Source organism: Streptomyces sp. UF-297 (assembly GCF_058245575.1).
In genome coordinates this window covers 1-12,609 of record NZ_JBSIBZ010000152.1, presented here as the reverse complement: position 1 = coordinate 12,609, position 12,609 = coordinate 1, and the positions used below count along the sequence as shown (strand labels likewise).

Here is a 12,609-nt window from a genome sequence, read left to right as displayed (position 1 = left end):
GCCTGGGACGGGGGCGGGGTGGGGGGTGCGGAGGGGGAGGGCGGGGACGGGGGGTCGGCCGGTGGGGCCGGGGTGGCGGTGGGTGGGGTGGCGGGGGCCGGGCGGGCGGCGTCTTCGGGGGTGGTGTCGGTGGGGGCGGAGGCGGCCCGCTGTGGGGGCAGGGGGCGCTGATCGCTGGTGAGGGCGAAGCCCGCGGCCACCGCGGCCGTGGCCACTGCTGCCAGGCCCACGCCCGCGACGGTGGCGGCCAGCGGGCCGGCCTGGCCTATCTGGCCGCGCAGCAGGTGGCGTACGGACTTCAGGGCGCCGGCGCCGGGCGTGGGAGCCGAGCCGGCGGCGGCCGCGCCCGCACCCGCGCCGACCAGCGGCACCAGGAACTTCGCCGAGCCGCCCGCCAGCAGCACCAGCAGCGCCGGTCCGGTCAGCGCCGGCAGGCGGTGGTTGGCCCGGGTCAGCAGCGCCATACGGGCCCGGCAGTCGGGGCAGTCGGCGACGTGGCCGGACAGCCCGTCCGCCTGCTTGGCGGTGGCCTCGCCGCGTACCAGCGCCGGCATCCGCTCCCAGTGCGCCTCGCAGGAGGGGTTGCCGGGCGTGCCGGGCACCGCGCGCAGGAACGCCTGCCGCATGCCCTCCCTGGCCCGGTGCAGCAGCACGGCCGTCGCGCCCTTGCCCGCGCCGATGGCCCGGCCGACCGCCTCCAGCGGCTGGTCCTCGGCCTCGGCCAGCCACAGCGCCTTGACCCAGCGCTGCGGCAGCTGGTCCATGACCCGCGCCAGCAGGTCCACGTACGCCACGCGCTGCGCGGGGTCGGAGGTCTCGGCCGCGGCGCCCGTCTCGGGCCAGGCCTGCTCGCCCTCGGGGTCCTGCGGTATCTCCCGGGAGGCGGCGGCACCGACGGTGGTGGCCAGGTGACGGATGGTGGTGCGCAGATAGGCCGGGACGTTGTCGATCTGGTGGCCGCCCTGGATGCGGCGCCAGACGCGGAAGTGCGCCTCGGCGACCAGGTCCTCGGCGAGCCAGCGGTTGGCCATCAGCGTCCGCGCGTAGGCGACCAGGCGCGGGTGCTCCTGCTCGTAGAGCCTGGTGTAGGCGTCCGCCGCCGATTCTGTGGAGACTGCGGAAGCTTCGGACATGACAGAACAACCCCTGACGTGTCACCCCCGACGACCGGAACGCACGATCGTATCCCGCGAGCGGAACCGGTGATTCTGCGACAGGTGCGTTCCGGTCCTGGCGGTCTTGCGTGGATTTCGCAAGCGTAAGGAGCACATATCCGCACAATCAAAAGTTCGTGACGCAGCTCACATCGAAATCCGGTGCACTGCCGTAAGCACCTGCCCGTCCTAGAGGTCGTAGAGGCAAGGACCCGCACCACATGCAAGGGAGCCGGCGATGTCCCACGTCATCGACCAAGCCGTCCAGGCCCGCCTCATCGCGACCGCACCGCGGACGCGCGTGATCACTGCTCGACTGCGCTACGAGCGCACCGACCCGCTGGCGGTGTGCGTCACCTTCGCCGCCACCGCCTCACTGGACGGGGCCGCGGTGACGTGGACCTTCGGCCGGGACCTGCTGGCGGCGGGGCTGCTGGAGCCGTCCGGGACGGGCGATGTGCATGTGTGGCCGTGCGGGCCCGAGCACACCATGGTGGAGTTCCACACCGAGCACGGCATGGCGATGGTGCAGTTCGCCACCCGCGATCTGCGGGGCTTTTTGATGCGGTCCTACGGGATCGTGCCGCAGGGCACCGAGGGCCGGCATCTGGATGTCGACGCGGACCTCGCCGCCCTGCTGCGCGAAGCGTGAGGGGCACGAGCCGTGCGGCGTCCCCGCCGCGGGGTCAGCGGTCGCGGCCCAGGAGAGCGTTGAGCTCGCCGAAGCCGAGGCCGCCGGCCAGCGTTTCGTACGTGCCGTCGGTGAGCAGTTCGCGGGCGGCGGAGCGGACCAGCGCGTGCGCGGCCTGGGCGATGCCGGAGCCGACGCTGACCCGGGCGACGCCCAGCGCCGCGAACTCGGCGACGCCCGGCGCCCCGGGCACCGCCATCACATTCAGCGGGACGGTGATCCCCTGCGCCAGTTCCCGGACGGTGTCGGGGTGCACCACGCCCGGCACGAAAATGCCGTCCGCGCCTGCCTCTACGTACGCCGACGCCCGCTCGATCGTCTCCTTGAGCCGCCCCTCCTCCTCGCCGACGCCGAACAGGTACGTGTCGATGCGGGCGTTGAGGAACAGGGCGAGCCCGGCCTCGTCCGCCGCCGCGCGGGCGGCCGCGACCCTGGCGGCCTGGTCGGGTGCGGAGCGCAGCGGGCCGTCGGCCGCGCCGTGCGCCGCGTCCTCGAGGTTGACACCGACGGCGCCGGCCCGGATGACCTCCCGTACGGTTGCGGCGACATCCTCGGGGCCGTCCCCGTAGCCGCTCTCGATGTCGGCGCTGACCGGTACGTCCACGGCCGCCACGATCCGTGCGATCAGTTCCACCGCGCGGTCGCGGCCGAGCCGGTCGCCGTCCGGGGCACCCAGGCCCCAGGCCGCCCCGGCGCTGGTGGTGGCGACGGCGGGGGCGCCGGCGTCCTGGATGACGCGGGCGCTGGCGACGTCCCAGGCGTTGGGGAGGACCAGTGGCCTTCCGCCGGTGTGCAGGGCGCGGAAGGCGCGGGCCTTGTCGTGTGCGGTGGCGCGAAGGCCGGGCTGACCGGGCTGATTCGTCATGTGCGGCAGTCCATCAGCTCGCGGGCCGCGGTTCTGGCAGTTTTACGACATGTACGTGCGGGCCGCACGGCCTCGCGCACCGCGCCACGGCCGCCCCGGGAGGGCCGCGCTTGACTTCGAGCGCACTCCAGCACGGAAGCTGATGCCCGTAACACCCGCCGGAATCTTCCCTCCTGAACCATGAGGAGCACCACCATGCGTACCACCACCCTCGGCAGCAAGGGCCCGCAGGTCGGCGTCATCGGCCTCGGCTGCATGGGCATGACGCACGCCTACGACCCGGCGGGGCGCGACGACGCCGCTTCGGTGCAGGTGATCCGGCAGGCGCTGGACCTGGGGGTGACGCTGATCGACACCGCCGATGTCTACGGCCCGTACACCAACGAGGAGCTGGTGGGCCGGGCGCTGGCCGGCGGGCACCGGGAGCGGGCGGTGCTGGCCACCAAGGCGGGCCTGACCGGGGAGCACCACGAGAAGCTGGTCCGCAACGCCCGTCCCGAGCACATCCGGCGCTCCATCGACGAGAGCCTGCGCCGCCTGGGCACCGACCACGTCGACCTCTACCAGCTGCACCGGGTGGACCCCGAGGTGCCCCTGGAGGAGAGCTGGGGCGCGATGGCGGAGGCGGTCGCGGCGGGCAAGGCCCGGCAGATAGGCCTCTCGGAGGTGACGGTGGAGGAGATCCGGCGGGCGCAGACCGTGCACCCGGTGGCATCCGTGCAGTCCGAACTCTCGCTGTGGACCCGGGACGCGCTCGGCGACGTACTGCCCTACTGCGAGGAGCAGGGCATCGCCTTCCTGCCCTTCTCCCCGCTCGGCCGCGGTTTCCTGACCGGCAGCATCACCTCGTTCGACGAGCTGCCCGAGGACGACTTCCGCCGTCATCTGCCGCGCTTCCAGCAGGACGCGCTCAAGGCCAACCTGGCGCTGGTCGGCACGGTCCGCGCGATCGCCGCGCGCAACGGGGCCACGCCCGCCCAGGTGGCGCTGGCCTGGGTGCTGGCCCAGGGCAGCCGGGTCGTGCCGATCCCGGGCACCAAGACCCCCAAGTACCTGGCGGACAACGCCGGTTCGGCCGCACTGACACTCTCGCCCGCCGACCTGGCCGAGCTGGACGCCCTGCCCGCGGCCGACGGCAGCCGCTACTGACGCAACACCCGTCAGAGGCATGACTTCTGACGACACGTCATCATGCGAGGGAACGCCTACTGACGGAATATCACCTACCGGTGGCACACTTGCTGACCGCACGTCACCTCACGGCGGCGCTCTCGTACGGGGAGGGCGCCGCCGGGCGGTCACCGCCGCCCCGCGGCGGTGCGCGGCTCAGCGCGGGATGACGCGATTCACCGCAGGATGACGCGGTGCAGCGCAGGATGACGCGGCTCAGCGCAGGATGACGCGCACACCGTTCTTCGTCAGGAGTTCCACGATCATGTCGAAGTAGCTGTACGGCTCCCCGTCCGGGTCCAGGAGGCGGGCCAGGTGGTGCCGGGCGACGGCGGAGTCGTGCCAGATCAGGGTGCACGGCACGGTCGCGCCGAAGCCGCCGCACAGGCAGTCGGCCAGGGCGTCGGGGCAGCGGCCGAAGTAGCCGCCGGGGCCGTTGACCGCCTCGCCGATGGCGCAGTAGAAACCCGGTTCGTCGGTGATGTGGCGGCCGTCGAGGTGGTAGACGCTCTCGGGCGGGGCGTCCGGTGCGTAGCGGGTGAAGCCGCGCTCCAGCGCGCAGGACACCCAGGCCTGGCGCGCGCGGGTGCTGTAGGGCGCCCAGAGGTTGCGTTCGGCGGGCGGGCCGTGGAACCACTGCTGCCACACCGCACGGGCCACCAGCGGCGGCGGGTCCCACAGACAGCCGGGCAGGGCCACATCGATCAGCCCAGGGCCCAGGGCGGAGGGGCGCCGGTCGGTGATGTCGGTGGCGATATAGCGCTCGGTGGCCTCGATGCCGCTGACGTCCAGGATCTTCAGCAGCGCCTCGCCCAGGCGTGGCCGGTTGCGGTCCTTGGCGGCCAGCGCGGCCAGCAGTTCGCCGGTGGGGGCGCAGCCCAGCAGCTCCAGCAGCGGGTCGGCCTCCTGCTGCGGCTGGCCGAGGTCGGTCAGGCCCGTGCAGCGGCCGAGGTGGTCCCGGCCGTCGTGGAGGCGGGCGCCGGCCACCAGACAGCGGTCCCCCAGGGTCTCCCACTCGTCCGCCGTGGCGTCCACGGTGAGGTCGAAAGGGCCGGGGCCGCCGGGTTCCGCGGGCCGGCCGGGGCGCGGGTGACGGGCGATCAGGCGGGCGTCGGCCAGCCGCCAGGCGTCGTGCCGCCCGGAGTCGGCGGGGCAGGTGCCGCACGGTACGGGGCAGATCCAGAGGTCGCCGAGCGGCCGGGGCTCCTGTGCGCCTTGAAGGTCCCGGGGGTCCTTGCCCAGGGCGTCCAGCAGCGGGCCCTGCGGGGTGCAGCCGTGCAGGGTGTAGGTCTCGCGGGGCGGGTCGGCGAACAGCCCGGCGACCTCGGCGCAGACCGCCCAGACGACATCGTCGTCCGGTCTGACCAGCGCGAACCGCGGCCTGTCGGCCCGGTGGACGCCTTTTGGCCAGTCGTACGCCCGCACTGACTCCCCCATGCCCGCTCGTACTCAGGCCCCCGTCGGGGCTGAGCGTACCCGTCTTTATCGGGCGGGAGTCCGGAAGACAGCATCGAGGTGGAGGTCCAGCAGACGCAAGGCGTCTTTCGGTCCGTGCACGTCCAGAAGGATGTAGGTGGAGAGCCCGTCCACGAGGCTGATGAGCAGCATCGCCTCGTCCTGCGGGTCGCGGTCGCGGGCCAGCTCTCCGCGCGCGGCGGCCTGGCGCAGCTGGTCGGCGAAGAAGGCGCGCAGCTGCGGGATTCCCTCGCGGGACTCGGCGCGCAGCGCTTCGTCGTGCACGGCCAGGCCGAAGTAGGCGACGGCGACGAGGATGCCGGTGCGGCTCTTGTCGTCCAGCGGCAGCATCCCCACCAGGCAGGCGCGCAGGATCTCGCGGGGCGTGGGGGCTTCGCCGAGTGTCCGGATGCTGTCGCGGATGCGGGTGTCGGCGAGCTTGTTGATGTGCCGCAGGGCGAACAGCAGCATCTCCTCCTTGGTGCGGAAGTAGTGCTGGAGCCTGCCGAGCGAGATGCCGGCCTCGGCCGCGACATCGCGCAGGCTCGCGCCCTGGAGCCCTCTGGTGCTCGCGATGCGCCACAGCGCCTGGGCGATCTCCAGTCTCCGGGCTTCGTGGTCCACCTTCTTGGGCACGGGCGGTCTCTCCTCGTTTTTACAAGTCGCTTGTACCGTTATAACGTACGCCCATCCAATACACATGACTTGGAAACGGTGACGACCATGCCCGCGCACGCCGCCTCGCACCTGCGACCACCCCGCCACCGGGTCGACCCCCGCGCCCGCAGCTGGTGGACCCTCCAGGCACTGCTCTCGGCGAGCGGGCCGATGCTGCTGACCGCACTGGCCCTCGCGGTGCTCTCGGTGCTCTTCTTCCCCGGCGCGCTCCCCTGGCTGGCGCCGCTGCTGGCCCTCACGCTGGTGCTGCCCGCGCTGGGCTACCTCCTGGTCATGCCGCGCCGGCGGTACGCCGTGCACGCCTGGGAGCTGGGCGGCCAGGCGGTGTACGCGGCGCATGGCTGGTTCTGGCACAAGCGGCGGATCGCGCCGCTGTCACGGGTGCAGACCGTGGACACCGCGCGCGGCCCGCTGCAGCGCCGGTACGGGCTCGCGACGGTGACCGTCACCACCGCCTCCACCGCGGGCGACATCAAGATCGCGGGACTGGCCGCCGCCGACGCCGAGGAGCTGGCGCGCCGCATAGGCCAGGCCGCCCAGGCCGTGCCGGGGGACGCCGTATGACCGCCGCCGGCTCCACTCCCGAGGCCCCGTGGCAGCGGCTGCACCCGCGCACCCTGCTCGTGCACTGCGGCTGGCTGGCCGCGCCGCTCGGCTCGTTCGCGATGACCGCACTGGCCGCGTGGCTCACCGGCAGCCGCATCGAGACCGGCGCGTGGATCACCCTCGGCGCCCTCACCGCGGCCTTCGCGGTGATCACCGGTCTCGGCCTGGTGCGCTGGACCCGCACCGGCTACCGCCTCACCGCGGACTCCTTCGACATCCGTACGGGGCTGCTGACCCGGCGGCTGCGCAGCGTGCCGCTGCACCGCGTGCGCACCGTGGACCTGACCGCCACCCCCGTGCACCGGCTGCTGGGCGTCACCGTGCTGCGCGCCGGGACCTCCGGATCCGGGGGCGGCGAGGTGTCCCTGGAGGCGCTCTCGGCCGCGGACGCGCGGGCGCTGCGCGACCGGCTGCTGGCCCGCGCCGACACCCGCGCCGCGGCCGAGGACCCGGTCCTGGCGCGTATCGACTGGCGCTGGCTGCGCTATGCGCCGCTGACGTTCTGGGTGCTGGGCGGCGTCCTGGTCACCGCGGGGACGGCCTATCGCATCCTGCACGGCATGGGCATCGAGCTGTGGCAACTGCCGTTCGTGCGGCGCGCGTTGACCGCGTTCGGGCACAGCATGCTGTGGCTGACCGTGCCCGCGGCACTGCTGGCCGTGCTCGCCCTGGGCGCGCTCGGCGCGGTGGCCCTGTACGTCGAGAACTGGTGGAACCACCGCCTGGAGTGGACCGACGCCCGCACGCTGCGGGTGCGCCACGGCCTGTTCACCACGCGCTCGGTCACCATCGAGCGGGCCCGGCTGCGCGGCGTAGTGCTGCGCGAGCCGCTGCTGCTGCGGGCCGGCGGCGGCGCGACCGTACGGGCCGTGGCGGGCGGACTGGGCAACCTCGAGGAGAACCGCAAGCGCAGCGCCCTGCTGCCGCCCGCGCCGCGCCGCACGGCGCTGCACACCGCCTCGGGAACGCTGCGCTCCCCCTTCCCCACCCCGGAGTTGAACCGGCACCCGCGCGCCGCGCTGCGCCGCCGCCGGATGCGCGGGCTGCTCTTCGCCGTACTGCCCGGCACCGCGGCGCTGGCCTGCCTCGGCGCACTGCTCACCCCCGTCCTGCTGCACTGTGCCTGGATCTACGCCCTGCTGTCCACGCTCGCGGTGCTGTGGCTGGCCCGGGACGCCTACCGCAATCTGGGGCACGCGCTCCACGGGCCGTATCTGCTGACCCGCTCGGGCACCTTCTGCCGCGACTCACTGGCGCTGCGGCGCACGGCGATCGCTGCCTGGACCCTGTCCAGTTCGCCGTTCGGGCGCCGGGCGGGGGTGGTCACGCTCACCGCGGCGGTGGCGGCGGGCGAGGACGGATACCGCATCCCGGATATGTGCGCTATTAATGCGGTTTCCTTCGCAGTAGCCGCCACTCCAGGAATTCTCGACGAATTCCTTGAACCCGCACCGGACTTCGCACAGAGTCGCGCGCAGGGCGCGAAATCCCGTTCCTGGCAGGCAACTTGACAGAAAGCGAAGGAGACCGGCGAGAAACCAATGGCCACGGCATGACATAGATCACACCCCTGTCACGTGCACGCCAGACGTGGGCACACCGTCCTACAGGGCGAGTCTTGCCCATGACCCGAGAGCCGTAAGGGAGCAGCCGCGATGCCGAGCGCCATCGACCAAGCCGTACAGGTCCGTCTCATCGCGACCGCGCCCGGACCGCACGCCGTGCCCGCGGTGTTGCGCTATGTGCCCGCCGATCCGCTCGCGGTACGGATCTCCTTCCCGCCGGAGATCTCGCTGGACGGGGTCGCGGTGCAGTGGACCTTCGCCCGCGAGCTGCTGGCCGAGGGACTGGAGGGGCCCGCCGGGCGCGGTGACGTACGGGTGCGGCCGCACGGATCGGACCGCACGCTCCTGGAGTTCCACGTGGACGAGGGCATCGCGATGATCCAGATGAAGAGCGGTGACCTGCGGCGGTTCCTGCACCGCACCTACCAGGCGGTGCCCGCCGAGCGCGAGCGCGAGCACCTGGGCGTGGACCGCGGCCTGGCGGAGCTGTTCGGCCAGGCCTAGGGTCTGTCGGCACCGTCCCCAGGCGAACGGACAACGGCGAAGGGCCCCGGAGGAACCGGGGCCCTTCGCCGAGTGCGGGTCAGCGCTTGGGGAAGCCGAAGCCGTAGCCCTGCTGCTTCATCCACGGCAGCAGCTGCTCCAGCGCCGCCGCCGTCTGGCTGCGGTCGCCGCCGCCGTCGTGGAAGAGGACGGTCGGGCCGTTGGATATCTCGCCGCGCACCGTCTGCACGATCGCGTCCACGCCCTGGCGCTCGAAGTCCTTGCTGTCCACGTTCCAGCCCAGCGGGCGCATCCCGTGGTCGGCCGCGAGCTTGCGGCTGTAGGGGGTGAAGGCGCCGCCCGGGGCGCGGTAGTACTCGACCTTCGCGCCGCCCGCCGCGTCCTCGATCATCTTCTGCGCGGGGAGTATCTGCTCGGACTGGTAGTCCTCGGGCCGCTTGTCCATGCCGGTGTTGTGGTTCATGGTGTGGTCGCACAGCTTGTGGCCCGCGGCCACCACCTTCTTGACCAGGTCCGGGTGCTCCTTGGCCTGCGGGCCGATCATGCAGAAGACCGCCTTGACGTCGTTCTTCTTCAGAATCTCAAGGATCTTGGGGGTCCACACCGGGTCCGGGCCGTCGTCGATGGTGATGTTGAGGCTCTTGCCGGCCCGGTCGGAGGCGTGCACGATGCTCGGGTCCACCTTGGCGGGCGCCGCCTGGCCGCTGTGCTGGTTCTTCTTCTCCGCGTCGTCGGCGTGCGCCGTGGAGCCGCCGGACTGCGAGAAGGCGAGCACCCCCACAGTCGCCACGGACACCACCGCCACCGCGGCCACCCCGATGATGCCGCCCTCTATTCCGACGCGCCGTGCCATCTTCCATCCCGTCCCTGTTGCCGTGCGAGTACCTGAGCCCGTCGGCGTTTCCGCCTTCGTGCTTACTGACTTCATCACGACAGATGCGAAGGAAAGCGGGCAGGATGCGCCTGTTACCGATCCATCATGAAACTTATTGATACTGAACCCATGCCACGAGTACTTCTGATCGAGGACGACGCCGCCGTACGGGACGGAGTCACCCTCGCACTGCGGCGGCGCGGTCACGAAGTGGCCGCCGCACCGACCGGCGAAGAGGGCCTGGAGGTCCTCCCCGCCTTCCGGCCCGACATCGTGCTGCTGGACCTGATGCTGCCGGGCAAGGACGGCTTCGAGGTGTGCCGCCTCATCCGCGCCGAACGGCAGCTGCCGATCATCATGCTCACCGCGCGCGGCGACGACCTGGACGTGGTGCTGGGCCTGGAGGCCGGCGCCGACGACTACATCGTCAAGCCCGCCCGCGGCGAGGTGCTGGAGGCCCGCATCCGGGCCGTACTGCGCCGTACCGCGCTGCCCGCCGACGGCGAACAGGCCGCGGAGCCGGGCCCGGCCCCCGTGGAGACCTACGGCGAGCTGGCCGTGGACCGCGCCGGGCTGGTGGTCACCAAGGGCGGTGCCGACCTGGCGCTGGCCCCCTCCGAGCTGAAGCTGCTGCTGTTCCTGTCGGCCACCCCCGGGCAGGTCTTCAGCCGCCAGCAGCTGCTGGAGCACGTGTGGGAGCACAGCTATCACGGCGACGCGCGCCTGGTGGACGCCTGTGTGATGCGGCTGCGCACCAAGATCGAGGACACTCCCCGCACCCCCCGCTACGTACAGACCGTGCGCGGCTTCGGCTACCGCTTCGGACCGCTGTGAAACGTTTCGCGCTGCCCCGCTCACTCCCGCGCGGCCTGCGGGCCCGCCTGGTCGTCGCCTTCCTGCTGGTCGCCGCCGTCAGCGCGCTGACCACCGCGGCGCTGACCTACCGTGAGGCGCGCAACGCCATCCTCCAGCGCTCCCAGGACACCGCCATCAACGACCTGCGGGGCCAGATCAATTCGCTGGCGCCCTCGCTGCCGGTGCCGCCCAGCCGGGTGGACCTGGAGGAGTTCACCCGGCAGCTCGACCGCTCCGGCAAGGCCCGCGACTGGGACGTGGAGGTCCGCTACCGCGGTGTGCCCGAGAGCGGCGAGACCCCGTTCCGGCACGAGGTGACCATCCCCCAGGAGCTGGAGGAGTCCGTCGAGAAGCGGCATGTCCCGGCCTTCCAGCGGGTGGACCGCGACGGGGACCCGTGGCTGGTGGTCGGCATGCCGGTGATGCGGGCCCAGGACGGCAAGGCCTCGGACCTGACCGTCTACACCCAGCTGCCGCTGCGCGCCGAGGAGGCCAATGTCGAGGCGCTGGTGGACGCCGCCCAGCGCGGCGCGCTGCCGGTGATCGCGCTGGCCGTCGTCCCCGCGCTGTTCGCCGCGCGCGGCGTGCTGCGGCCCGTACGCGGACTGCGCCAGGCCGCGGGCCGGATCGCCGAGGGCAAGCTGGACACCCGCCTGGAGGTCAAGGGCGCCGACGAACTGGCCGATCTGTCCCGTACGTTCAACGACATGGCCGCCCGCCTGGAGGAGAACGTCGCCGAGCTGCGCCGCATGGAGTCCAACTCGCGGCGGTTCGCCGCCGATGTCTCCCACGAGCTGCGCACCCCCCTGGCCGCGATGACCGCGGTCACCGACGTCCTGGACGAGGACGCCGGGTCCCTGGACCCCGACACCGCCTCCGCGGTACGCCTCATCAGCCAGGAGACCGGCAAACTGGCCCGTATGGTCGAGGACTTGATGGAGGTCTCGCGCTTCGACGCGGGCGCCGCCGCCCTGCACCTGGACGAGGTGGACGTCGCCGAGACCATCCGCAAGACCCTGCAGGCCCGAGCCTGGCAGGACCGGGTGGAGACCGAACTCTCCCAGGGCGTACGCGCCCAGCTCGACCCGCGCCGCCTGGACGTGGTGGTGGCCAACCTGGTGGGCAACGCGCTGCACCACGGCGGCGAGCCGGTACGCGTCGTCCTGCACACCCCCGCGTCCGGCGCGGAGCAGCTGCTCATCGAGATCGCCGACAGCGGCCCCGGCATCGACCCCGAGGTCCTGCCGCACGTCTTCGACCGCTTCTACAAGGCCGACTCCGCGCGCGCCCGCTCCGAGGGCAGCGGGCTGGGCCTGGCCATCGCGATGGAGAACGTACGGCTGCACGGGGGGTCGATGCGCGCCGCCAACTGCCCCGAGGGCGGCGCGGTGTTCACGGTGGAGCTCCCGCTGCGCGGCGGCGGAACCGGCGACAGCGGCGGCGGCACGCAAGACAAGGAGGTGACGGACCGATGAGCGCGCTCGACGTCCTCGCATCGCGCCGCGCCCGGCGCATGGCGGCCGGCGGACTGCTGGCCGGGGTACTGGCCGGCTGCGGCATCGCACCGACCGGAGTGATCGACGCCGGGGAACCGGCCCGCGGGATCAAACAGCCGGGCAAGCCCGAGGCCGATGTGCAGCTGTTCTTCCTCGGGCCCGACGGCATGCGCGCCTCCAGCCGCCCGGCCGCCGAGCCGGTCGACCCGCAGGGCGCCGTCGACCTGCTGCTGGACGGACCCAACAGCGCCGAGCGGCAGCGCGGACTGACCTCCGTGCTCCCCAAGATGGGCCCCGGCCGGATCACCGTCACCGCCAAGGACGGCAAGGTCGACATGACGCTCCCCATCAACGCCAAGCGGCTGGACACCCCCGCCCTGAGCCAGCTGGTGTGCACGGCGGCCAACGGCTCCATGCGCGACGACGTCCCGCCCGAGAAGGTCCTGGTGCAGGTGCGCGGCGGGGGCGTCCTGCTGCCTGCGATGACCTGCGGGGGCAACAACGCCTTCCCCGTCATCCAGCCCGGCACGGCCGCCCCCAGCGGCGAATGACCCGCCCGGCACGGGGCGTTGGGCCTGCGCTCCTCAGCTCTTGAGGCGGGCCATCCACGCCTCGACGCCGGTGGAGGTGCGGGGCAGGGCGGCGGACAGATTGCGGTTGCCGTCCTCGGTGACCAGGATGTCGTCCTCGATGCGC

At 72.6% G+C, this 12,609-nt stretch carries 13 protein-coding genes and 1 pseudogene; 8 read left to right on the top strand and 6 right to left on the bottom strand.

Annotated elements, in window-relative coordinates; genetic code table 11:
- Positions 1–1,133 (bottom strand): sigma factor (locus AC4IJH_RS42125; protein WP_490857334.1); only part of this gene is annotated, 1,133 nt, incomplete at its 3' end.
- Positions 1,134–1,392: 259 nt separating this feature from the next.
- Here AC4IJH_RS42125 and ssgD (AC4IJH_RS42120) point away from each other — a divergent pair.
- The gene (ssgD, locus tag AC4IJH_RS42120; protein WP_490857333.1) at positions 1,393–1,806 is read left to right on the top strand and encodes a spore wall synthesis regulator SsgD; all 414 of its coding nucleotides are present in this window, start codon (positions 1,393–1,395) and stop codon (positions 1,804–1,806) included.
- A 34-nt stretch (positions 1,807–1,840) separates the two neighbouring features.
- Here ssgD (AC4IJH_RS42120) and AC4IJH_RS42115 read toward each other — a convergent pair whose 3' ends face one another.
- Entirely contained in the window at positions 1,841–2,710 is an 870-nt protein-coding gene (locus AC4IJH_RS42115; protein ID WP_490857332.1) for an isocitrate lyase/PEP mutase family protein, read from the bottom strand.
- Between the two features lie 195 nt (positions 2,711–2,905).
- On the opposite strand from AC4IJH_RS42115, the gene AC4IJH_RS42110 reads away from it, so the two are divergent.
- Positions 2,906–3,859, top strand: a complete 954-nt coding sequence (locus AC4IJH_RS42110) for an aldo/keto reductase (protein ID WP_490857331.1) — start codon at positions 2,906–2,908, stop codon at positions 3,857–3,859.
- Between the two features lie 237 nt (positions 3,860–4,096).
- Here the strand turns inward: AC4IJH_RS42110 and AC4IJH_RS42105 are convergent, their stop codons facing one another.
- On the bottom strand, positions 4,097–5,317 hold the full coding sequence (locus AC4IJH_RS42105; protein ID WP_490857330.1) for a barstar family protein: 1,221 nt from the start codon (positions 5,315–5,317) through the stop codon (positions 4,097–4,099).
- Between the two features lie 45 nt (positions 5,318–5,362).
- Positions 5,363–5,971 carry a TetR/AcrR family transcriptional regulator gene (locus AC4IJH_RS42100; protein ID WP_490857329.1) on the bottom strand — a complete coding sequence of 203 codons (609 nt, stop codon included), beginning with the start codon at positions 5,969–5,971 and terminating at the stop codon, positions 5,363–5,365.
- 87 nt (positions 5,972–6,058) lie between these two features.
- Here AC4IJH_RS42100 and AC4IJH_RS42095 point away from each other — a divergent pair, with 87 nt between their 5' ends.
- The 3 genes from AC4IJH_RS42095 (at position 6,059) to ssgD (AC4IJH_RS42085) (ending at position 8,688) form a co-directional block, all read left to right on the top strand.
- Positions 6,059–6,577 (top strand): PH domain-containing protein, encoded by a 519-nt coding sequence (locus AC4IJH_RS42095; RefSeq protein WP_490857328.1) that lies wholly within the window; start codon positions 6,059–6,061, stop codon positions 6,575–6,577.
- The gene (locus AC4IJH_RS42090; protein ID WP_490857327.1) at positions 6,574–8,130 is read left to right on the top strand and encodes a PH domain-containing protein; all 1,557 of its coding nucleotides are present in this window, start codon (positions 6,574–6,576) and stop codon (positions 8,128–8,130) included. The genes AC4IJH_RS42095 and AC4IJH_RS42090 overlap by 4 nt, the downstream gene beginning before the upstream one ends.
- Positions 8,131–8,274: 144 nt before the next feature.
- Positions 8,275–8,688 carry a spore wall synthesis regulator SsgD gene (ssgD, locus tag AC4IJH_RS42085; protein ID WP_490857326.1) on the top strand — a complete coding sequence of 138 codons (414 nt, stop codon included), beginning with the start codon at positions 8,275–8,277 and terminating at the stop codon, positions 8,686–8,688.
- 79 nt (positions 8,689–8,767) lie between these two features.
- On the opposite strand, the gene AC4IJH_RS42080 is transcribed toward ssgD (AC4IJH_RS42085), so the two are convergent.
- Positions 8,768–9,541, bottom strand: a complete 774-nt coding sequence (locus tag AC4IJH_RS42080; protein ID WP_490857325.1) for a polysaccharide deacetylase family protein — start codon at positions 9,539–9,541, stop codon at positions 8,768–8,770.
- Between the two features lie 150 nt (positions 9,542–9,691).
- Here AC4IJH_RS42080 and AC4IJH_RS42075 point away from each other — a divergent pair, with 150 nt between their 5' ends.
- The 3 genes from AC4IJH_RS42075 to AC4IJH_RS42065 are packed head-to-tail and all read left to right on the top strand — an operon-like array spanning position 9,692 to position 12,464.
- A complete protein-coding gene (locus tag AC4IJH_RS42075; RefSeq protein ID WP_490857324.1) occupies positions 9,692–10,396 on the top strand; it encodes a response regulator in 705 nt (234 codons plus the stop codon).
- A complete protein-coding gene (locus AC4IJH_RS42070; protein ID WP_490857323.1) occupies positions 10,393–11,892 on the top strand; it encodes an ATP-binding protein in 1,500 nt (499 codons plus the stop codon). Before AC4IJH_RS42075 ends, AC4IJH_RS42070 begins: the two co-directional genes overlap by 4 nt.
- Positions 11,889–12,464 (top strand): hypothetical protein, encoded by a 576-nt coding sequence (locus tag AC4IJH_RS42065; protein ID WP_490857322.1) that lies wholly within the window; start codon positions 11,889–11,891, stop codon positions 12,462–12,464. Before AC4IJH_RS42070 ends, AC4IJH_RS42065 begins: the two co-directional genes overlap by 4 nt.
- 33 nt (positions 12,465–12,497) lie before the next feature.
- Here the strand turns inward: AC4IJH_RS42065 and AC4IJH_RS42060 are convergent.
- Positions 12,498–12,609 (bottom strand): annotated as a pseudogene (locus tag AC4IJH_RS42060) (M24B family metallopeptidase); the annotation flags it as partial.